The organism is [Clostridium] celerecrescens 18A (genome assembly GCF_002797975.1).
Taxonomy (GTDB): Bacteria; Bacillota; Clostridia; order Lachnospirales; family Lachnospiraceae; genus Lacrimispora; species Lacrimispora celerecrescens.
Genome location: NZ_PGET01000001.1, coordinates 5,091,713 through 5,113,069 on the forward strand (window position 1 = coordinate 5,091,713; position 21,357 = coordinate 5,113,069).

Genomic DNA, 21,357 nt, shown 5'->3' on the forward strand with positions numbered 1-21,357 from the left:
TAAACGTATCCGCATACAGAGTGCCGGGGCTGTGTGGCAGCGGTATATCACGTTCGGGAAATAAAACATTGTGCGAGCCATATATTATAAGGGGACCATGCATAAATTTATGTGTCCCAATAATAAGGAGAGTAACAATAAAATATATAAAGAACCAGAAAGCCGTGTTTATCCGGATTATTTTGGTATAGCACGGTTTTTTCTTTGACTTAGCTTATTGCAGGGTAGTTAATAAAGTGGTTTAAGACTTCCATTCACCCATATGCATAAAGCGAAGACGTAACTGTATTTGAGCGGCCTGGGAGTATTCGATATACCGTATGATGTGGCCTGATTCAGATTGACATTATTACAAAATAGTACTTGCACCTCCAATCCTCCTATGCTATAGTAAATTAACAGTAAGAAAGCAGATTGTCATTCTCTTCAACTTTCAGGCATTTCGCCAAAAATTTCCTATTGAATTTATTAAAACGAATTTTTTTGCTGCACAGGTCAGGAGTGTGATGCGTATTGAGCTCAGAAGTATAAAATTCTGGTTGACATTTGCCCGGAAGTATACTATGATTATAAACAGAAAAAGAACATTTGTTCGCGTCGGAGGATAATATGAATAAAGATGATAAGCTAAAGGCGCTTGATGCCGCCCTTACTCAGATAGAAAAGGCATATGGAAAAGGCTCTGTAATGAAGCTGGGCGACTCAGGCACAAATATGAACGTAGAGACCATACCTACAGGGGCATTGAGCCTTGATATAGCCCTAGGCCTGGGAGGAATTCCAAAGGGAAGGGTTGTGGAGATCTACGGACCGGAATCCAGTGGTAAAACAACTGTTGCCCTACATATGATCGCAGAGGTTCAGAAGAGAGGCGGCATCGCAGGATTTATTGATGCGGAGCATGCCCTTGATCCTGTTTACGCCAAGAACATTGGAGTGGATATAGATAACCTTTACATTTCCCAGCCGGATAACGGGGAGCAGGCATTGGAGATCACGGAAACCATGGTTCGGTCCGGTGCTGTTGACATCGTAATCGTGGACTCGGTCGCAGCTCTTGTGCCAAAGGCCGAAATCGAAGGTGATATGGGCGATTCCCATGTGGGTCTTCAGGCGCGTCTGATGTCCCAGGCTCTTAGAAAGCTGACGGCCATCATCAGCAAGTCCAACTGTATTGTTCTCTTTATTAACCAGCTTCGTGAGAAGGTAGGAGTAATGTTTGGAAGCCCTGAGACTACCACAGGTGGACGTGCCCTTAAGTTCTACGCGTCTGTCCGTCTGGATATCCGTAAGATCGAGACCTTAAAGCAGGGCGGAGATATGGTAGGTAACCGGGTACGTGTTAAGGTAGTAAAGAATAAGATTGCACCGCCATTTAAGGAGGCGGAATTCGATATCATGTTCGGCAAAGGTATTTCCAAAGAAGGAGATATCCTGGATCTGGCGGTAAAAGAGAATATCGTAGAAAAGAGCGGAGCATGGTTTGCTTATAATAATGTCAAGATCGGTCAGGGACGTGAGAATGCCAAGACTTATCTTCAGGACAATCCGGCCGTTTGCCTGGAAGTAGAGAACAAGGTCCGTATAAAGTATGGGCTTCATGAAGAAAGCAGTATAGGACCGGAGAGTGCTGGTTCAGCTGCCCCTAAGGAAAGCAAGAGAATCAAGGCAGAAGAAAGCAAGAACGAAACTCCCAAGGAGTAATCTCAGCAAGGTTTTAGCCGGCGATTCATGAACGCCGGAAAAAAGTTAAAATAAGGGGCTTATATGACAGTTGTGGAAATTGTGCCCGTTGATAAACGCAGGAGTAAAGTCATTCTGGATGAAGACTTTACTCTTGTCCTTTATCGAGGGGAAATCAGAAAATTTGGGATAGAGGAAGGTAAGCCGCTTTCCGAAGAGACTTATCAGGAGATCCTTCGGGAGGTTTTATTTAAAAGGGCCAGGGAAAGGGTCCTTTTTCTTCTGAAATCCTCAGATAAGACGGAACAGGAACTGAGACGGAAATTAAAAGACGGAGGGTATCCGATAGAGGCAGCCGATTATGCTATAGAATTTTTAAAAGAGCATAACTTTATCAACGATGAGAACTATGGCCGCAGATACGTGGAATTCAATTCGGAACGGAAAAGTCAACGGCAGATTCAGTACGAGCTGCAGAAAAAAGGGCTGGACAAAGAGGTGATCCAGGAGATCCTTAGAGAACAGCCTGTGGATGAAGATGCCCAGATACGGGCCTATGTGAAAAAGAAGCGCATAAAAGCGGAGGAAATGGACTTTAAAGAACGCGGAAAAATGATGGCTGCCCTGGGTAGACGAGGTTTTTCCTACGATGCAATAAGCCGTGTTTTAGGCGGTATTTATAGTGAAGACTGACAACAAGGAAAATGTGTATAAGTATACCTGAAACAGGGGTGAAATACTTGACATAATGTATAAAACAGTTTAAAATTGTAGTGTTGTATTGTTGTACAATGAAAATCTAATAAGGAGGTGCTCCTGTGTCAGTATCAGTATTCATGGCTATATTGATTGCAATTGTAGTATCAGTAGTAGTTGCTTTTATTGCCTGGTCTGCTGCCATCACGTATCGTAAAAATGCTTACGAAAGCAAGATTGGCACTGCAGAAGAAAAATCCCGGGAAATAATAGATGAAGCATTAAAGACCGCTGAGACAAAGAAGCGCGAAGCTCTCCTTGAAGCAAAAGAAGAGTCTTTAAAGACTAAGAATGAACTGGAGAAGGAAACCAGGGAAAGAAGAGCTGAGCTTCAACGTTATGAAAGAAGAGTACTAAGCAAGGAAGAAAACCTGGACAAGAAGTCCGAGGTTATGGAAAAACGAGAAGCAGGTCTGGCTGCTCGCGAGGACGCCCTGAATAAGAGAAATGCCGAAGTGGAATCTCTCTATGAAAAAGGCATTCAGGAACTGGAAAAAATTTCTGGACTTACCTCCGAACAGGCAAAAGAATATCTTTTAAAATCTGTTGAAGATGACGTTAAACATGACACTGCGAAATTAATTAAGGAACTTGACAACAAAGCAAAAGAAGAAGCCGAAAAAAAGGCAAGGGAATACGTGGTTACAGCCATTCAAAGATGTGCTGCAGACCATGTGGCAGAAACTACGGTTTCAGTCGTGCAGCTTCCAAACGATGAGATGAAAGGAAGAATCATCGGAAGGGAAGGCCGTAACATCCGTACGTTAGAGACCCTTACGGGCGTGGAACTCATTATTGATGACACCCCTGAGGCTGTTGTATTATCCGGATTCGATCCGGTTCGTAGAGAAGTAGCCAGAATCGCGTTGGAACGCCTTATTGTGGATGGACGTATTCATCCTGCAAGAATTGAAGAAATGGTGGAAAAGGCACAAAAAGAGGTAGAAACCAATATGCGTGAAGAAGGAGAAGCCGCTGCTCTTGAAGTGGGCATTCACGGTCTTCATCCGGAACTCATCAGATTGCTTGGCAAGCTGAGATACAGAACAAGCTACGGTCAGAATGCATTAAAGCATTCCATTGAGGTGGCCCAATTGTCAGGGCTGTTGGCCGGAGAAATCGGCCTTGATATCCGCATGGCCAAGCGTGCCGGTTTACTACATGACATCGGAAAAGCCGTTGACCATGAGATGGAAGGTTCTCATATTCAGCTGGGTGTGGAGTTATGTAAGAAATATAAGGAATCTGCAATCGTGCTGAACACTGTGGAATCACATCATGGCGATGTTGAACCACAGAGCCTTATCGCTTGCATTGTCCAGGCAGCAGATACGATATCTGCCGCAAGACCTGGAGCAAGAAGAGAGACTCTGGAGACATATACAAACAGATTAAAACAGTTAGAAGATATTACCAATTCCTTTAAGGGAGTGGACAAGTCCTTTGCCATACAGGCAGGACGCGAAGTTCGGATTATGGTAGTTCCGGATCAAATTAACGATGACGATATGGTGCTTTTAGCCCGTGACATTTCCAAGAAGATTGAAGAATCTCTGGAGTACCCGGGACAGATCAAGGTCAACGTGATCCGGGAGTCCAGAGTTACAGATTACGCGAAGTAAATGTTCAGATTGAGATGATAAATGCCCTAAACCGTAGAAAGTTAGTATTTTTGCGGGTTTGGGGCATTTTTTAATTGAGTTGCTTTAGGAGAAATGTACCCACATTTCCTGATTGATTCGATGATAAACGTTGTTTTGAAATCAGGCTTTAAGATAAGCAAAGTTTTCATGATTAAGCATGGTGTTACGCCTTCTCTGAATAGGAAAGAGCAAACAGAGGCAATATAGTTCAAAATGTTTTTCTTGAATATAGCAAAGTTTTGATGTATTATAATATAAATGCCCTTTTTCAGATTGGTCTAAGGTCAGTAAGATACTTATAGTTAAAAAATCTCGGGGCAAATGATAAATTGTGCGAAGTAATATAATGCCTTAAAACCGTATAATAATCTGAATGCGGCTTTAAGGCATATTTCATGTCAGGAGGATGATACGTGAATCGGAGGATAAAAGTACTGATTAGCTGCATATTGGTCAGCCAGCTGTTTCTAATGACTGTATATGCGAAACCGGACTGGCCGTCTGATACGGGCATCCAGGCGGAAGCCGGGATTGTAATAGACGGGGATTCAGGGGCCGTCATATTTGGCCAGAATATTCATGCCCCTTATCCGCCAGCCAGCATAACGAAAATTTTGACGGCTCTTATTGTTTTAGAGAACGCGAAACTTGACGACATGGTGACCTTTTCAAAGGATGCCATTTACAATGTGGAAGAGGGCAGCGGCAATAAATTAAATGTGGATACAGGTGACAAGCTTTCTGTGGAAGACTGTCTCTATTCTCTGATCCTTCATTCCTGCAACCAGGCAGCCAATGCTCTTGCGGAGCATGTGGCCGGCAGCAGAGAGGGATTTGTAAACATGATGAATGAAAAGATCAAGGAGCTTGGCTGTACAGAAAGCCATTTTGACAATCCGTCAGGGCTTAATGGAGACACCCAGTATGTGACTGCCTATGATATGGCACTTATAGCAAAGGCTGCTTACAGCAATAAAAAGCTTGTGGAGATCAGCTCTGCAATCAGCCATAATATTCCTCCCACATCCAATAATCCAGAGGGGCTCACCATTTACAATGAGCATCGTCTGGTAAAGACCAAGGATACAAAGAGTGAATTTTATTGTCCGTCAGCAGTGGCAGGAAAGACTGGATATCTAATTAAAGCAGGAAATACCCTTGTGACCTATGGGGAACAGGATGGAAAAAGGCTTATTTCCGTCATCTTAAAGGGAAGCCCAAAGCAATATTTTATCGATGGCAAAGCTCTTTTGGAATTTGGCTTCAGCCGTTTTGAAAACTTCCCTGTTACAGGGAATGAAACCAGCTATATAACAGGGGAAGATCCTGTTGAAATGAATGGGACATCTTATAAACCCTCTGATCTGGTATTGGAACCGGACAGTGTCATAACCCTTCCCAAAGGAGCCGAGTTCTCCCAGGCGGATAAGACTCTTGTAACAGAGCTTCCGGAAGGAAGTCCCAAAGGGTCGGTTGCCATGATCCAATATACCTACAATGACAGAAAGGTGGGACAAGCCTACTTAATGGAAAAGAAGGCCCCCGAACCAACGAGCCAGGAATCAGAACAGGGATCTACAGATGGAAAACCAGCGGAATCAGAAACAAATTCAGGCGGCAATAAAAAGTCACCGGATCATAAGGGAAGCAGAGTGCTTACAATAGCAGGAATTGCTGCTTTTCTTGGACTGGCAGGCGGCGGAACCGGATTTTTCATTTATAAGAAAAAGAAAGAGGCCAGAGAGATCGCTCTCAGAAGAGAAGAGAGAAGGCGGCGTTTAAAAGCGGAAGGGGCAGAAGAAGCGTTTGAAAAGATTTTAAAACAACGCCGGAATAAGAAATAAACATAAGAATAAAAGAAAATGAAAAGGACCAGCTGGGGAAGCTGGTCCTTTTTCGGAGAAGGTATTTCGTTTCTTATGGGGTGTAGCAAAAACTATATAATGTATTGGGGGGGGGTTACATTTATTAATATAACTCATTTTTCTGAAAAAGTGTCAACAAACATTCATGAATTTTAAAATTAAAATTGTGCATTTTCGCTCCGCTTATTCAGCGGATTGTGGAAAAAACATAGAAAGTCAGAAAGAATACGTGCTTTCCTTGTGCGTTCTCTCTCCAGATTCTTAAGGGATATTTTTGAAAAACCTGCCTTCTTGTGGTAAAATACATAAAAACAACTTGTGCAATGGTGCGTACAAGTAATAGATTATAGTTAGAGGATATTTTGTCACTCTTATAAAAAGGTATTTGTAACATATCATGTCTGGTTTATGACAGAAGGGCGGGATCATATCAATGGAGTTTCACAAAGTAAAAATGGTAATTGACAGGGGGTATCCCATTGCACAGGTCGATGAAAGAATCTATGGCTCCTTTATAGAACATCTGGGGCGGGCAGTATACGACGGGATTTACTGTCCGGAACATGTATCTGCTGATGAAAATGGCTTTCGGGATGATGTAAAGGAACTGATCCGGGAATTAGATGTCCCTATCATCCGGTATCCTGGAGGCAACTTTGTATCAGGCTTTAACTGGGAGGACAGCGTGGGGCCTTTAAATGATCGGCCCAGGCGTCTGGATCTGGCCTGGCGAAGTCTGGAAGAGAATAAGGTCGGTTTAAATGAATTTACCAAATGGGCCAGGAGCGCAGGCTCTGATGTAATGATGGCGGTAAATTTGGGAACCAGAGGGATTGCGGATGCATGCAACCTGCTGGAATACTGCAATCACCCCGGCAACAGCAAATACAGTGATTTAAGGATCAGCCATGGTTATAAGGAGCCTCATAACATAAAAACCTGGTGCCTGGGAAATGAGATGGATGGCCCATGGCAGATCGGTCATAAGACCATGGAGGAATATGGGCGTCTGGCAGAAGAGACGGCAAAGGCCATGAAGATCATTGACCCAGACATTGAACTGGTCGCCTGCGGAAGTTCATACTTAGCCATACCTACGTTCCCGGACTGGGAGGCAGTTACTCTTTGGCATACCTATGACTATGTGGATTACATATCCATGCACCAGTATTATGGGAACCAAAAAGGGGACAGCCAGGATTTTCTTGCTTCCTCCGATGATATGGATCAGTTTATCCGCACCGTCATTGCCACCTGTGATTTTGTAAAGGCCAAAAAGAGGGGGAAAAAGGACATTAAGATCAGCTTTGATGAGTGGAATGTCTGGTATCACTCTAATGCGGCGGATGATGACATTACGAAAAATCACCCATGGCAGGTCGCACCTCCTATGCTGGAGGACATTTACAACTTTGAAGATGCTCTTTTGGTAGGCCTCATGCTTATTACCCTGTTAAAGCATGCGGACCGGGTGAAGATGGCATGTCTGGCCCAGCTTGTAAATGTGATCGCACCCATTATGACGGAAGCCAAAGGCGGAACGGCATGGAAGCAGACAATCTTTTATCCATTCATGCATGCTTCCAGATATGGGCGGGGAACGGCACTTGTCCCGGTCATCAGTACGCCAAAATTCGATACATCAGCCCATGAAGATGTGACCACGGTAGAAGCTGTGTCCGTATACAATGAGGCACTTCATGAGGTAACCATTTTTGCGGTGAACAGGGATCTTAAAAAGGATGCGGAATTGACCGTGGATGTGAGGAGCTTTGAAGGATACCGGGTTCTGGAGCATGTGGTTTTGGAAAGTGATGATTTGAAAGCGGAGAACGGGCCTTTTTGCCAACGGGTGGCTCCGAAGCAGACCAGTCAGTCTGCGCTGGATGGCGGTACCATGACAAGTACCTTGCACAAGGCGTCATGGAATGTGATCCGTCTTGGAAAATAATGAAAGAGAGGGACATTAAACATGGTGAAAAAAGAATATAAATTTTGGTTTGCAACAGGCTCTCAGGATCTTTACGGTGAGGAATGTTTAAGAAATGTGGCGGAACATTCCAGGATCATCACGGAACGGCTGAACGCATCCGGAGCGCTTCCCTATGAGGTCAATTTAAAACCGGTGCTGATTGATAATACCTCCATTCGCAAGTTATTTCATGAGGCTAACACCGATGAGTCCTGTGCCGGTGTGATTACCTGGATGCATACCTTTTCTCCTGCCAAGTCCTGGATCCTGGGGCTTCAGGAGTACCGGAAGCCTTTGCTTCATCTGCACACCCAGTTTAACCGGGAGATTCCCTACGATACCATTGACATGGATTTCATGAATGAGAACCAGTCGGCCCACGGCGACCGGGAATTCGGGCATATGGTCACCAGAATGGGAATTTCGAGAAAGGTGATCGCAGGTCATTGGGATGATGAAGGAGTCCAGAGGAGGATAGGTTCCTGGATGCGGACCGCAGTGGGAATTATGGAAAGCAGCCATATCCGTGTGGTACGGGTTGCGGACAATATGAGAAACGTAGCGGTTACTGAAGGGGATAAGGTGGAAGCCCAGATGAAATTTGGTTGGGAGATCGATGCCTATCCAGTCAATGAAATCGCAGATTATGTAACGGATGTGGCTGACGGTGATATTTCTTCCCTGGTTGAGGAATATTACAGCAGATACGAAATTTTAACGGAAGGTATGGACCATGAGGAGTTTAAGGCCCATGTGGCGGTTCAGGCACAGATCGAGCTTGGCTTTGAGCGATTTTTAAAGGATAAGGATTACCATGCGATTGTAACTCATTTTGGGGATTTAGGCTCTTTAAAACAGCTTCCTGGCCTTGCCATCCAGCGCCTGATGGAAAAGGGCTATGGCTTCGGGGCAGAAGGAGACTGGAAGACAGCTGCTATGGTGCGCCTTATGAAGATCATGACCGAAGGAGCAAAGGATGCAAAAGGAACTTCTTTTATGGAGGATTACACCTACAACCTGGTTCCTGGCAAAGAAGGGATCTTACAGGCCCACATGCTGGAGGTTTGCCCCACCATTGCGGATGGAACGGTAGGCATCAGGGTAAATCCACTGTCCATGGGAGAGAGGGAAGCACCTGCACGCCTTGTATTTACGGCAAAGGAAGGAAAGGGGATAGCAACATCCCTGATCGATCTGGGCAGCCGTTTTCGCTTGATTATCAACACTGTAAACTGTAAAAAGACGGAAAAGCCCATGCCAAAGCTTCCGGTTGCCACTGCGTTCTGGACACCTGAGCCAAACCTTGCCACAGGAGCGGAAAGCTGGATTTTAGCCGGAGGCGCCCACCATACGGCCTTCACCTATGATCTGACGGCAGAACAGATGGGGGACTGGGCGGAAGCTATGGGAATTGAAGCTGTTTTCATTGATGAAAAAACTGCCATTAGGGATTTGAAAAATGAATTAAGATGGAATTCTATGGCGTATCGTTAAATACATAACAGGACCGCCTTTTAGGAAACAGGGGCGGGACATAATTCAGGAGGGGTTTCATATGATGGAAAAACAAATAGGGGCAGCGATCCGGGAAGGGAAAACCGCTCTGGGAATAGAGCTTGGCTCCACGCGGATTAAAGCCGTACTGGTAGATGAAGAACATAATCCCATTGCTTCCGGCAGTTATGACTGGGAAAACCAGTATGTAGACGGCGTCTGGACCTATTCCATTCCGGATATCTGGGAAGGAGTAAGGGAAAGTTATAGAAACATGGCAGAGGAGGTAAAAGAGCGGTATGGGGAGACTCTTACCACCATTGGAGCCATCTGTTTTTCTGCCATGATGCATGGGTATATGGCATTTGACAAAGAGGGGGAGCTGCTGGTACCTTTTAGGACCTGGAGAAATACCATGACAGAAGAGGCCTCTGAAAAGCTGACGGAGCTGTTCTCCTTTCAGATTCCCCAGCGATGGAGCATCGCCCACCTATATCAGGCAATCCTTAACCAGGAAAAGCATGTGCCAGAGATTGATTACCTGGTTACCCTGGAAGGCTATGTCCACTGGAAGCTGACGGGAGAGAGGGTCCTTGGCATCGGAGACTGTGCAGGGATGTTTCCTGTGGACTGTGCTGCAAAGGATTTTCATAAGCGCATGATAGAACAGTTTGATGAGCTGGTTGCTCCCCGGCAGTTTCCCTGGAAGCTTCGGGATATTATGCCGAGGGTGCTGACTGCAGGAGAGAAGGCAGGGACCCTGACAGGGGAAGGGGCACGGCTTCTTGATACCAGCGGGAATTTAAAGCCTGGGATTCCCCTTTGCCCGCCGGAAGGTGATGCCGGGACAGGGATGACGGCTACCAACAGCGTGGCGAGGAGAACCGGCAATGTATCCGCCGGAACCAGTGTTTTCGCCATGGTAGTGCTGGAAAAGGAGCTTTCCAGAGTCTATCCGGAAATCGATATAGTCACCACCCCTGCCGGCGATGCGGTAGCAATGGTTCATTGCAACAACTGCACCTCAGATTTAAACGCCTGGGTTTCCCTGTTTGAGGAATTTGCGGTAGCGGCAGGAATGGAAATCGACAGGAATACTCTGTTTTCCACTCTTTACCAGAAGGCCCTGGAAGGAGATAAAGACGGGGGAGGTATGCTTTCCTACGGCTACTTGTCCGGAGAGCATATTACCCATTTTGAAGAGGGAAGGCCTTTGTTTGTCCGGACTCCGGAAAGCCGGTTTAATCTTGCAAACTTTATGAGAGTCCATCTTTATACAGCTTTGGGAGCACTAAAGATGGGAATGGATATCCTCTTTGAGGAAGGAGTCCGGCTTAATGAGCTTCTGGGCCATGGAGGACTTTTTAAGACGAAGGGAGTAGGACAGAGGATCATGGCTGCCGCCCTGGGCGTTCCAGTTTCCGTCATGGAAACAGCAGGTGAAGGAGGAGCCTGGGGAGCTGCACTTTTAGCCTCCTACATGCTTAAGAAGGAGGAAGGGGAATCCCTGGATCATTACCTGGCTGAAAAGGTATTTAAGGATGACGGGGGGACCAAAATGGAGCCTGATCCTAAGGATGTAGCAGGTTTTCAGGCCTTTATGGAACGGTACAGAAATGGACTTTCCATTGAGCGTGCTGCGGTAGATAGCTTGAAATAATACGGAAAGCAAAAAGGAGGAAGCTGACATGCTGGAAGATCTGAAAAGAATTGTATACGAGGCAAATATGGAATTGCCCAGAAGGGGACTTATCACTTATACCTGGGGAAATGTCAGCGGAATTGACCGGGATCAGGGACTTTTTGTAATTAAGCCCAGTGGGGTTGATTATGAAGAACTGACACCTGAGGATATGGTGGTCATGGATCTTGACGGAAATCAGGTGGAAGGAAAGTTAAGACCTTCCTCTGATACTGCCACCCATCTGGAGCTTTATAAGGCATTTAAGGAAATAGGAGGGATCGTTCATACCCATTCCCCCATGGCTACATCCTGGGCCCAGGCAGGAAGGGCCCTTCCCTGCTATGGAACCACCCATGCGGATTACTTTTACGGGGAGATTCCATGTGCCAGAAATCTCACGGAGAGAGAGATCCGGGACGGTTATGAGAAGAATACAGGAGCCGTGATCATCGAAACCTTTAAGGGGATGAATCCCATGCATGTTCCGGCAGTTTTGTGCAAAAACCATGGACCATTTACCTGGGGGACCGATGCAGCAGGTGCGGTCCACAATGCCGTTGTGCTGGAAGAAATCGCAAAGATGAACCTTATGACGGAGCTGCTGAATCCTTCGGTTTTACCGGCACCCCAGTGTATGCAGGATAAACATTTTATGCGCAAGCATGGGCCGAATGCATATTACGGCCAGAAAAAAGAATCATAAGGAGCCCTATATGGCGGAGGACAGCGGAAAAGCAAAGTACTATCTGTTAATGGAAGAACTGAAAAAAGATATTATTTCAGGTAAGAGAAAGCCGGGCGACCGGCTGCCTTCGGAAAATGAATTGTCGGCCTCCTGTCATGTAAGCCGCCACACGGTGAGAAAAGCAATTTCTATTCTGGAGCAGGAGGGATTTATTACGGCGGAACATGGCCGGGGAACCTTTGTTTCCAGAAAAGCGGGTGGAAAAAAAGGATCAGGAAATATCGCGGTCATCACCACCTATTTGTCGGATTATATTTTTCCGCGGCTGATCCAGGGAATCGATCGTGTACTCACGGCAAACGGTTACAGCATTATACTGAAAAATACGGGAAACAGCAGGTTCAAGGAAAGCAGATGTCTGGAAGAGATCCTTGAAAAGGACATAGACGGGCTCATCATAGAGCCAAGCAAAAGTGAGATCATGTGCGGCCATAAGGGGCTTTATGAGAAATTGGATTTTTACCAGATCCCCTATGTATTCATTCAGGGCTGTTACGCCCATATGATGAACAAACCACATATCCTGATGGATGACTGTATGGGTGGGTATCTGGTGACAAAGCATCTGATCAAATTAGGGCACAAGTATATCTTGGGAATATTCAAGGCTGATGACAGCCAGGGAAGGGACCGGCACAAAGGCTATGTAAAAGCTCTTCAGGAGGCGGGATTTTCTTATGATCCGGACATGGTTGTCTGGTTCCACACCGAGGACCGGACGACAAAGCCATCAGGAGCCTTAAGGCTTAAGCTGGAAGAAGGAGTGTTAATTGACGGAATCGTCTGTTACAATGACCAGATTGCCTTCGAGGTCTTGAAAAACATTGAAAAGAGCGGGCTTTCCGTGCCCGAAGATATTTCTGTAACAGGCTATGACAATTCCTTTATTGCAGAAAATGGGATTGTGAAGCTGACCACCATCGCCCACCCCCAGGAGCGGCTGGGGGCGATGGCGGCGGAGCTTCTTATAGAAAAAATGAATAATGTTCCCGATGAAGAAAGCAGAGTGGAGCGGATCCTGAAGCCGGAGCTGATCATCCGGGAGTCCTGCAAAGACCGGAGGATTTAAAGGGAGACAGACCGGAGTCTTCCCATGTAAAATACACATCCCAGGATCAGGGTCCCGGAAAGAAGGAAGAGCAGCTGCATTCCGGTTATGGGAAGTCCTCCTATTTCCAGGGTAGGAAACACCCTGAGAAGGAAGGCTCCAAGAAGGGTGGAAAGAAAGCCGCAAAGCCCTGCATAGGAGGAATTGGAGCTGACATAAAGCACCCGTTTTTCCGCAGGGGCATAGTGATACTGAAGGTTAAAGACGGATATGGCAATGCCTCCCCAGGCAGCGCCGGACAGTGCCTGCAAAATAGGCTGAAGGGTATAGCAGGTCTCCGGGGTCATGAAAAGCCAGCTTGCATGAACAAGTCCCAGCATTCCCATGGAGCAGCGGGCTGCCAAAAGCCAGGAAGTAGCATCGGCCAGACGCCCCCATAGCCAGGCTGCCAAAACCCGGACCGTTGAGGAAATGAGGCCTAAAAAGGTGATGTATGTATAATCTAACTTAAGTCCTGTGACCATGTATACGCTGAAAAAAGGACCTGCGATCTGAAGGGCCAGGTTCCAGAACATATAGGTAAGCATGACCTTCCGGTATTCCTTGTCGGCCAATGGCTTCCACAATGCATCCTGGAGCTTTTGACGGTGGGGAAGGCTTTCTGGTTCGCTGATAGAGGAGAGGCACCAGAAATCCATGCAGGCGACGAAAAAGACTACAGTCCCTACTACCAGAAATCCGGTCTGTTCCATGGAAAAGCTGCGGAACCGGTCCATGACCCAGCCCATGGTCAGGCTTAAGATGGTGGAAAAGGCAAAAGCAAAGGAATCCTTTTTTCCCAGATAGTTCCCCCTCATGTGTTGGGGAACAAGCTGCAGGATCCAGTTTCCGGTCCCAGTTCCGATAAAGGCTCCAAAAAAATGAGCAACTCCATAAATAGTGATTGCCGCTGCCAGGCGAAGTCCGGGGTTTCTAATAAACAGGGGCACAAAAAAGACGGAAGCCAGAAGGAGCCTGTGAATAAAAGAGAAACTGGAAATCAGGCATTTTTTCCGGCAGAGGCTTTCCAAAAGGATGGAGGAAAACATCTGAAGAGTACAGAGAAGTACCGGGATGGAACCGATGATCCCATTTATGGAATCCGTGGCTCCCAGTGAATTGGCATAGCCGGAGAGGAATGCTCCGGTGGTCAGTGTTACAATTCCATTGGCACAGCAACCCTCTGCAATAAAGAGTCTTCTGCCTTTGGTAAAATCTGCTTCTGTCATCGTGGTTCCGCTGAAATAGGTGCGGGACACTTTTTCTTTTAAGAGTAATACTGCTTCAATCATTGAACTTCCGTGACATAACTGCCACAATCCCCTTTTCTTTTTGTTAGATATCTGATATTCTGTTTTTAAGGTTTTCCTCTCTCTATATTGCCAGTATAATGGGAGGGATACAAGAGGAAAAAGAAGCGAAAAACTGGAGGATTCCGACCGAGGTGACAGGAGGAAACGATGGAACATTACTTAAATTTAAAGGCCGTACTTCCGGTGAGGGCGTTAAATGCGGGATATCTGGTGACAGGCGGAAAGGGACGCCATGCGGACCGGGTCATGGATTCCTTTGAGATCATTTATGTAAATTCCGGGATCTTGGGGATTGCTGAAGAGGACATAACATATAACGTGGAGGAAGGGGAAGCGCTGATTCTCTTTCCCGGAAGGCATCACTGGGGGACGAGAGAGTTTGAGGAAGATTTAAATTTTTACTGGCTTCATTTTCACCTGGAAGAAGAGGCGGTGAGGATCGGACGGGATATTATGTCCCTGCCTCAGCTCATCCGTATCAGAAAGCCGGAGCAGTTTGAGGAACTTTTCCGCCGCTTTATCAAACGGCAGGATGTCTTAAGGGGCGACCGTACCATCTTAAACCTGGTGCTTTTAGAGTTGCTGTGTGAACTCAGTGACTCCCTTTCTCCGATGGAAGTGACCGGGCAGAAAGTACTTTTGGCAAACCAGGCGGGACAGTATATCAGGAATCATTTTGAAGAGCCTTTATCCTCTTCCATACTTGCCGATAAGCTGGATTGCAGCCCGGATTACCTGGGACGTGTCTACAATGCAGTTTATGGGAAGACACTTACGGAGGGGATCCACGAGGCACGGCTTAATAAGGCGTGCAGAATGCTTATAGAGACTAACCAGACAGGAAATGAAATTGCCTACCAGTGTGGATATCAGGATGTGGATTATTTCAGAAGGATCTTTAAGAGGTATATGGGAATAACGCCAAAGGAATACCGGCAGACTTATCGTCTGGTCGGAAGATAAAAAAAGCGGCAGGAGAGGAGTGCTCACCTTGCCGCTTTTCTGTAATCTGCGGGAGAAGTACCGGTTTGTTTTTTAAAGATACGGCTGAAATATAAGGGATTGTCATAGCCAACAATGCTGCCGATTTCCCCAATGCCGTAGTCAGTGCTTTCAAGCAGCTCCTGGGCCTTTTTCACCCGGATGGAGGTTAAGTACCTGCGGGGAGGCATTCCTGCATACTGCTTAAAGCTGCGGATAAACCAGCAGGTGCTCATATGCAGCTTTTTGGCATAATGGTCGATTTCAATATCCGTAGATAAGTTCTCATGAAAATAATGGATCGCTTTTTCCATTTCTTTCTGAATTTCTGTTTTCTGAAATCCCCCTTCCTCCCTTTGCCGCTTAAGAAGGAGGAAAAGCTGCATAAGATGAAGGATTGCCAATTCCTCGAAACATGGGCGGGGGAGCTGGAGCTCCCGGATTATGGTAAGGAATAATTCCTGGTATTTGGACGAAACACCGGTGTATAGGATACGGCTGTTATCAAAACCTGCCTGCGCGGTGAACTCCCTGGCTTCTTTACCTGTAAAATGAAGCCAGAATACTTCTGGCTTATCTTCCAGATAATAGGCGTACTTCTGAGGTTCGCCAGGTTTATAAAGAACCATATTTCCGGCAGGGATTTCTATGGTCTCATCTTGGATGGAAAACCATGCTTTTCCTGATGCGATGTATAAAAGCTGGTAATCAGGACGTCCCAAAGGCCGTATGGTGGACATGACGGGGTGGGTGATCAGGCGGTAGACGCCGCAGCAGTTTGCCTTTAGAGGAATCGAGTTGTCCTCCAGCTCATCGTCTGTCAGATTCATATAGCCTGTGTTGGTATACATATCTAGTCTCCTTTGTTTATTTGCGGGAAGGCAATGAGTCAAAGTTTTAAGGGCTTGATCACTGGGGTCTCTGTTGGAATTTGGCAGTAACGTATGTCCGAGAGCAGCGGGCGAACCTGCGGTCGCTTAATCATTGCTTTCGTGTACAGTTTATACGTTATTGACAAAGAATTCAATGATAAATTTGTATTATTATTTGTATATGGAGTTATTTTGAATAAGCGAAGGAACTCTATGATCAAAATATTGAGTATGCAGATAAGTTATGGGGGATTTTTGCGAAATTTGATAGAGCAGATTGAGTGGAAATATAGTGGAACGGTTAATAACTGAGAAATATTATTTTTAATTAGCCGGAGATATTCAGAAGCTGTTAAGTTGAAAAATAGGTTGAGCCAGCAGGGAATACAAAAATAAACCCTGCTGACTTAGCTGTAATAATTAAACATTGCTCTGACTTTTTAATATACAGATTTTTGGTACATATTCACTTTATCAATTTGGTATTTGATGCAAATGGATAGGCTAGATGTGATTAATTAATACGGTGGGAGATTATGCGATGTGAACATTAACAGCCTGAAGGCCACGATTGCCTGTGGTTGTTTCAAAAACAACTGACTGGCCATCTTCTAATGATTTGTAACCTTCCATAGCAAGACCGGAGAAATGAACGAAAATATCATTACCTTCTTCATCGCAAATAAAACCGAACCCCTTTTGTGCATTAAACCATTTCACTGTACCTTTTTTCATGAAAGATACCTCCTTAAAATTATTTTGTATTTGTTCTAAAATTAAAAATCGCATATACTTGTAAATCATCAATAGAATAATGACTTACAAATATATGCGAAATCAAAACTTTATTTAAAATACTGAATTAGTGTATCACGGTATTATGAGGAAGTCAAGCAAAAGATGATTAAGAAAGGAAGGATGATTGGAGAAATCATTATAAGAGCTTTGGGAGCATTATGATAAAGTTCAGTGGATAACCTTGGCAGAGGCCGCGATCGCAGTACCTCAAATAAGGTTAAGTGTAATAGTTAGTGAGGTTAAATTACATAAGTCTTGGTTTTATATGGAATAGTACGTATTTATAGGAATGTGTAAAACAACAGTATCATTTTGTGCATAGTTTGTCTAATTGGAGATATGGATTTTCTATCCTTTCATTTTATAATAAAGGTAATAAAAGAAGGAGGGATCAACCATGATCGTACCCAAACATTATGAAAATCTCCACTTGCTTCATGAAAATACAATGCCAAACAGGTCCTACTACATACCTGCTTCCCTGGCACGCTTTGACCTTGTGGAGCACAGGGAAAATTCTGACCGGTTTAAACTCTTAAACGGGACATGGAAATTCTGCTATTTTGACAGCATTTATGATGTAAAAGAGGAGTTTTTCCAGGAAGGCTATGATACCGGAAATTATGAGGATATTCCGGTTCCTGGCTGTTTCCAGAACTATGGATATGACAGGCATCAGTATACCAATATCCGCTATCCCTTCCCCATGGACCCGCCCTATGTTCCTGCTGAAAATCCCTGCGGAGCTTATGTCCGTCATTTTATCTATGAAAGGGATGAGAATGCTCCCAGAGCGTATTTAAATTTTGAAGGTGTAGATTCCTGCTTCTATGTGTGGCTGAACGGAAGCTATGTAGGGTACAGCCAGGTATCCCATTCCACCAGCGAGTTTGATGTGACAAGTCTGATCCGTGAGGGAGAAAATACCTTAGCTGTCCTTGTTTTAAAATGGTGCGACGGAAGTTACTTAGAAGATCAGGATAAATTCCGCATGACCGGCATTTTCCGGGACGTGTATCTTTTAAAAAGGCCGGAAGAGGGAATTTTTGATTATTTTTTCACAACCTCCCGGGAAGAGAATCGGGCTCATATCCAGGCAGCAGTCACCTTTTTCGGGAAAGAGCTTCCGATAAAGGCGCTAGTATATGATCCCCAAGGAGAGCTGGCCGCCAGTCAGGAAGGAATCCCGCAGGATGGCCTCCTTCTTTTGACCATAGATAATCCGGTACTTTGGAATGCAGAGCAGCCTTACCTTTATACCCTTGTTCTGGAATGCCAGAATGAGGTGATCGTGGACCGCCTGGGAATCCGGGATATCACCGTAAAAGACGGAGTGGTTTATTTTAACGGGGAAAAGATCAAATTCCATGGTGTCAACCGTCATGACAGTGATCCGGTGACAGGGTCTGTCATCAGCCTGGAGCAGATGAAAAAAGATTTAAGGCTCATGAAGGAGCACAATGTCAATGCCATCCGCACCAGCCATTATCCGGATGGGCCTCAGTTCTACCAGCTGTGCGATGAGTACGGTTTTTATGTCATTGACGAGGCCGACAATGAGAGCCACGGAACCAACTCCATCTACATGGAAGACGGCTCCATAGAGGCTGTGCATGGCCGCTGGAACCGGGCCATTGCAGATAATCCGGAGTTCACTCAGGCCACGGTTGACCGCACCCAGCTTTTGGTACATCGGGATAAAAACCGGCCAAGTGTTGTGATCTGGTCCATGGGAAATGAATGCGCCTATGGCTGCACCTTTGAAGCCGCTCTGGCATGGACCAAAGCCTTTGATCCTTCCAGGCTCACCCATTATGAAGCGGCCCGTTACCGTGACAGGAGTAAGACTTATGATTTTTCCAATCTGGATTTATACAGCCGTATGTATCCGAAGTTGGAGGAAATTCATGAATACATTGGAAGAAATACCGGAAAGCCATTTATCCTATGTGAGTATAGTCATGCTATGGGCAATGGACCGGGGGATCTGGAAGATTATTTAAAGGTGTTTGACCAATATGACCAGGTATGCGGTGGTTTTGTTTGGGAGTGGTGTGATCATGCCATCTATCAGGGAAGGACCTTGGATGGAAAACCCATGTACCTTTATGGGGGAGATCACGGCGAGTATCCTCATGACGGCAATTTCTGTATGGATGGCCTGGTATACCCGGACAGAAGACCTCATACCGGTCTGATGGAATTTAAAAATGTGTACCGCCCGGCAAGGTTTATTTCCTTTGACCAGGAAAAGAGGGAGCTGGTGCTTCAAAACCGCATGGACTTTATGGATTTGAAGGATTATGTGGCTATTGAGTATGAGGTGGCATGTGACGGAGCGGTCACTGCAAAGGGAATCCTTAAGGACGGAGATATGCCGGAAATAAAGCCTCACGGCCTAGGCAGTCTGAGCCTGGACTTTGAGATTCCGCAAAAAGGAAGATGTTATTTGAAGGTTCAGTATTTATTAAAGCAGAATACTGCCCTTTTAAAAGCCGGAAGCCTTTTGGGATTTGAGGAAATACTCCTTGAAAATGAAGATATGAGAAACCAGACCGGGGTTTGCCTGTTAAAAGGACCGGGGGCAAATGATGAGGAAAGGGCGTGCCCCGCAATCCGGGAAGATGACCGTTATCTTTATATAGACGGTACAAACTTTGCTTATACCTACAACAAGCTGACCGGCTGTTTCCAGGATATGGTGTTTGAAAACAGGACTCTTCTGGATCGCCCCATGGAATATAATATCTGGAGGGCACCAACGGATAATGACAGATATATAAAGAATAAGTGGATGGCTGCCCAGTATGACCGGACCATATCCAGGGCTTATGAAACCTCTTATGAGCTAAAGGCTGGGCAGGTGGAAATCAGGACCGTGCTGTCCGTTACTGCGGCTGTGATCCAAAGAATATTAATGATTGAGGCATTGTGGATCATTGGAAAAGATGGAGTTTTGAATGGAAAGCTGGATGTGAAGAGGGATATGGAATTTCCAGAGCTTCCAAGGTTTGGCCTTCGCCTTTTCCTTCCAAAGAGTATGGATCAGGTGACCTATTATGGTCTGGGACCGGTGGAAAACTACCTGGATAAGAGAAGAGCAAGCTATCACGGGCTATTTACTGCCGGGGTAAAGGAAATGCACGAGGACTATTTAAAGCCTCAGGAGAATGGAAGCCGGAGCGACTGTGATTTTGTAACAGTAAAAGGCGGGGGAGCGTCCCTCTCGGCGGCTTCAGAACGGACATTTTCTTTTCATGTATCGGTCTATACCCAGGAAGAGTTGACAGAAAAAGCCCATAATTATGAGTTGACAGCTTCTGGCTATACGGTCCTTTGCCTGGACTACCGCCAGGACGGGATCGGGTCTGCAAGCTGCGGACCGGAACTTCGGAAAGAATACCGGTTTGATGAAGAGGAATTTGTTTTTGAAGTGAGACTGGTTCCTAAGAAGGCGGATATTCAATAGGCATTTGACTAAACCGGTCAAGTGAGGGATCGGTATTTCCGCAGATGTGATAGAATACTGTGTTTATATTATCAGGCAGGATCGTTGATGAAAAGCAGCGGTTCTGCCTGTTTTATTTCCTATAGGGACTATTTTAATAAGTCTTAGTATTTGACTTGTGTTTTTTAATCATTGTCCGAAACTGGCTGACAGTGATGCCTAACTCCTTGCTTGCAGTTTCAAGGGTATAGATACGCTGCTGCCATTTTTCGTAAACCGGGTAAAATTCATCAGGAATGGGGGTAGGAAATCGGCCCAGATGCTTTCCCTGAGCTTTTGCAAGGGCGATTCCCTCTGCCTGACGCTGCTTGATGTTTTCCCGCTCCGCCTGCGCTACATAGGAGAGGAGCTGCAGGACAATATCAGAAATCAGGGTGCCGATCAGATCTTTATTTGTTCTTGTGTCCAGAATGGGCATATCCAGAATCACAATATCAGCCTTTCTGGCTTTCACGATTTCCCGCCATTCTTCCTGTATGTCATCGTAATTTCTTCCCAGACGGTCAATGCTTTTTACAACTAGAACATCTCCCTCTTTTAATTTCCTTTTTAACTTTTGATATTGGGGCCTGTTAAAATCCTTTCCTGATAATTTATCGCAATATATGTTCTTGTCAATAATGCCCCAGCGCAGAAGCTCTACCTTTTGCCGTTCTGTATTTTGTTCTAATGAAGAGACCCTCATGTATCCATAAAAATTTTTCATAAAAATAACCTCCTGTCATTCTTAATTATGGCATGAGGTCAAGAGATTATTCTACTATATTAGTATTTATGAAAACAAAAACCTGCAGGTCAAAATATAAAAATGAAAACCAATTAAATTAAAATGCTTGTTCTACCTGGGTTTTCTGCATATAAAACGGAGATTACAGCAGTAAATCATTTGATAAAAAGGTACACCTTTTTATCAAATATAAACAGCCTGTAAATACTACGTTTATTATAAGCATTAT

Annotated in this window: 15 protein-coding genes; 11 read left to right on the forward strand and 4 right to left on the reverse strand. The window is 45.3% G+C overall.

Going from position 1 to position 21,357, the window contains the following annotated elements; translation table 11 throughout:
• The first annotated feature begins 609 nt into the window (after positions 1-609).
• The 9 genes from recA to H171_RS23225 all read left to right on the forward strand — a co-directional run bounded on the left by recA (position 610) and on the right by H171_RS23225 (position 12,911).
• The gene (gene recA / locus H171_RS23185) at positions 610-1,704 is read left to right on the forward strand and encodes a recombinase RecA (RefSeq protein ID WP_100307223.1); all 1,095 of its coding nucleotides are present in this window, start codon (positions 610-612) and stop codon (positions 1,702-1,704) included.
• A 63-nt stretch (positions 1,705-1,767) separates the two neighbouring features.
• Complete coding sequence (locus tag H171_RS23190) at positions 1,768-2,376, forward strand: regulatory protein RecX (RefSeq protein WP_100307224.1); 609 nt, start codon at positions 1,768-1,770, stop codon at positions 2,374-2,376.
• A 143-nt stretch (positions 2,377-2,519) separates the two neighbouring features.
• On the forward strand, positions 2,520-4,061 hold the full coding sequence (gene rny / locus H171_RS23195; protein WP_186802663.1) for a ribonuclease Y: 1,542 nt from the start codon (positions 2,520-2,522) through the stop codon (positions 4,059-4,061).
• A 434-nt stretch (positions 4,062-4,495) separates the two neighbouring features.
• Positions 4,496-5,926, forward strand: a complete 1,431-nt coding sequence (locus H171_RS23200) for a D-alanyl-D-alanine carboxypeptidase family protein (RefSeq protein WP_100307226.1) — start codon at positions 4,496-4,498, stop codon at positions 5,924-5,926.
• 454 nt (positions 5,927-6,380) lie between these two features.
• Positions 6,381-7,898 (forward strand): arabinosylfuranosidase ArfA, encoded by a 1,518-nt coding sequence (arfA, locus tag H171_RS23205; RefSeq protein WP_242977061.1) that lies wholly within the window; start codon positions 6,381-6,383, stop codon positions 7,896-7,898.
• 21 nt (positions 7,899-7,919) lie between these two features.
• Entirely contained in the window at positions 7,920-9,413 is a 1,494-nt protein-coding gene (araA, locus tag H171_RS23210; RefSeq protein ID WP_100307227.1) for an L-arabinose isomerase, read from the forward strand.
• A gap of 61 nt (positions 9,414-9,474) precedes the next feature.
• Positions 9,475-11,073: a xylulokinase gene (locus H171_RS23215; RefSeq protein WP_100307228.1), complete on the forward strand. Its 1,599-nt coding sequence runs from the start codon at positions 9,475-9,477 to the stop codon at positions 11,071-11,073.
• Positions 11,074-11,101: 28 nt separating this feature from the next.
• Complete coding sequence (locus tag H171_RS23220; RefSeq protein WP_100307229.1) at positions 11,102-11,800, forward strand: L-ribulose-5-phosphate 4-epimerase; 699 nt, start codon at positions 11,102-11,104, stop codon at positions 11,798-11,800.
• Positions 11,801-11,810: 10 nt separating this feature from the next.
• Positions 11,811-12,911, forward strand: a complete 1,101-nt coding sequence (locus H171_RS23225; RefSeq protein ID WP_100307639.1) for a GntR family transcriptional regulator — start codon at positions 11,811-11,813, stop codon at positions 12,909-12,911.
• Here the strand turns inward: H171_RS23225 and H171_RS23230 are convergent.
• Positions 12,908-14,221 (reverse strand): MFS transporter, encoded by a 1,314-nt coding sequence (locus H171_RS23230; protein ID WP_100307230.1) that lies wholly within the window; start codon positions 14,219-14,221, stop codon positions 12,908-12,910. The two genes, H171_RS23225 and H171_RS23230, sit on opposite strands and share 4 nt — an antisense overlap.
• A 168-nt stretch (positions 14,222-14,389) precedes the next feature.
• Between H171_RS23230 and H171_RS23235 the strand changes: the two genes are divergently transcribed.
• Positions 14,390-15,205, forward strand: coding sequence for a helix-turn-helix transcriptional regulator (locus tag H171_RS23235; RefSeq protein ID WP_100307231.1), 816 nt, complete (start codon positions 14,390-14,392; stop codon positions 15,203-15,205).
• Between the two features lie 23 nt (positions 15,206-15,228).
• Here the strand turns inward: H171_RS23235 and H171_RS23240 are convergent, their stop codons facing one another.
• Both H171_RS23240 and H171_RS23245 read right to left on the reverse strand, forming a co-directional pair.
• Positions 15,229-16,074, reverse strand: a complete 846-nt coding sequence (locus tag H171_RS23240) for an AraC family transcriptional regulator (protein ID WP_100307232.1) — start codon at positions 16,072-16,074, stop codon at positions 15,229-15,231.
• Between the two features lie 555 nt (positions 16,075-16,629).
• Positions 16,630-16,830, reverse strand: a complete 201-nt coding sequence (locus H171_RS23245; RefSeq protein WP_025229895.1) for a cold-shock protein — start codon at positions 16,828-16,830, stop codon at positions 16,630-16,632.
• 460 nt (positions 16,831-17,290) lie between these two features.
• Here H171_RS23245 and H171_RS23250 point away from each other — a divergent pair, with 460 nt between their 5' ends.
• Positions 17,291-20,362, forward strand: a complete 3,072-nt coding sequence (locus tag H171_RS23250) for a glycoside hydrolase family 2 TIM barrel-domain containing protein (RefSeq protein WP_100307233.1) — start codon at positions 17,291-17,293, stop codon at positions 20,360-20,362.
• A 133-nt stretch (positions 20,363-20,495) separates the two neighbouring features.
• Here the strand turns inward: H171_RS23250 and H171_RS23255 are convergent, their stop codons facing one another.
• Positions 20,496-21,107, reverse strand: coding sequence for a recombinase family protein (locus H171_RS23255; RefSeq protein ID WP_100307234.1), 612 nt, complete (start codon positions 21,105-21,107; stop codon positions 20,496-20,498).
• Between the last annotated feature and the right edge of the window lie 250 nt (positions 21,108-21,357).

What these genes read in the sequence shown, in the direction of transcription:
- recA (WP_100307223.1), top strand. Translation starts at nt 610, where the DNA reads ATGAATAAAGATGATAAGCTAAAGGCGCTTGATGCCGCCCTTACTCAG.
- H171_RS23190 (WP_100307224.1), top strand. Translation starts at nt 1,768, where the DNA reads ATGACAGTTGTGGAAATTGTGCCCGTTGATAAACGCAGGAGTAAAGTC.
- rny (WP_186802663.1), top strand. Translation starts at nt 2,520, where the DNA reads ATGGCTATATTGATTGCAATTGTAGTATCAGTAGTAGTTGCTTTTATT.
- arfA (WP_242977061.1), top strand. Translation starts at nt 6,381, where the DNA reads ATGGAGTTTCACAAAGTAAAAATGGTAATTGACAGGGGGTATCCCATT.
- araA (WP_100307227.1), top strand. Translation starts at nt 7,920, where the DNA reads ATGGTGAAAAAAGAATATAAATTTTGGTTTGCAACAGGCTCTCAGGAT.
- H171_RS23215 (WP_100307228.1), top strand. Translation starts at nt 9,475, where the DNA reads ATGATGGAAAAACAAATAGGGGCAGCGATCCGGGAAGGGAAAACCGCT.
- H171_RS23220 (WP_100307229.1), top strand. Translation starts at nt 11,102, where the DNA reads ATGCTGGAAGATCTGAAAAGAATTGTATACGAGGCAAATATGGAATTG.
- H171_RS23225 (WP_100307639.1), top strand. Translation starts at nt 11,811, where the DNA reads ATGGCGGAGGACAGCGGAAAAGCAAAGTACTATCTGTTAATGGAAGAA.
- H171_RS23230 (WP_100307230.1), bottom strand. Translation starts at nt 14,221, where the DNA reads ATGATTGAAGCAGTATTACTCTTAAAAGAAAAAGTGTCCCGCACCTAT.
- H171_RS23235 (WP_100307231.1), top strand. Translation starts at nt 14,390, where the DNA reads ATGGAACATTACTTAAATTTAAAGGCCGTACTTCCGGTGAGGGCGTTA.
- H171_RS23240 (WP_100307232.1), bottom strand. Translation starts at nt 16,074, where the DNA reads ATGTATACCAACACAGGCTATATGAATCTGACAGACGATGAGCTGGAG.
- H171_RS23245 (WP_025229895.1), bottom strand. Translation starts at nt 16,830, where the DNA reads ATGAAAAAAGGTACAGTGAAATGGTTTAATGCACAAAAGGGGTTCGGT.
- H171_RS23250 (WP_100307233.1), top strand. Translation starts at nt 17,291, where the DNA reads ATGATCGTACCCAAACATTATGAAAATCTCCACTTGCTTCATGAAAAT.
- H171_RS23255 (WP_100307234.1), bottom strand. Translation starts at nt 21,107, where the DNA reads ATGAAAAATTTTTATGGATACATGAGGGTCTCTTCATTAGAACAAAAT.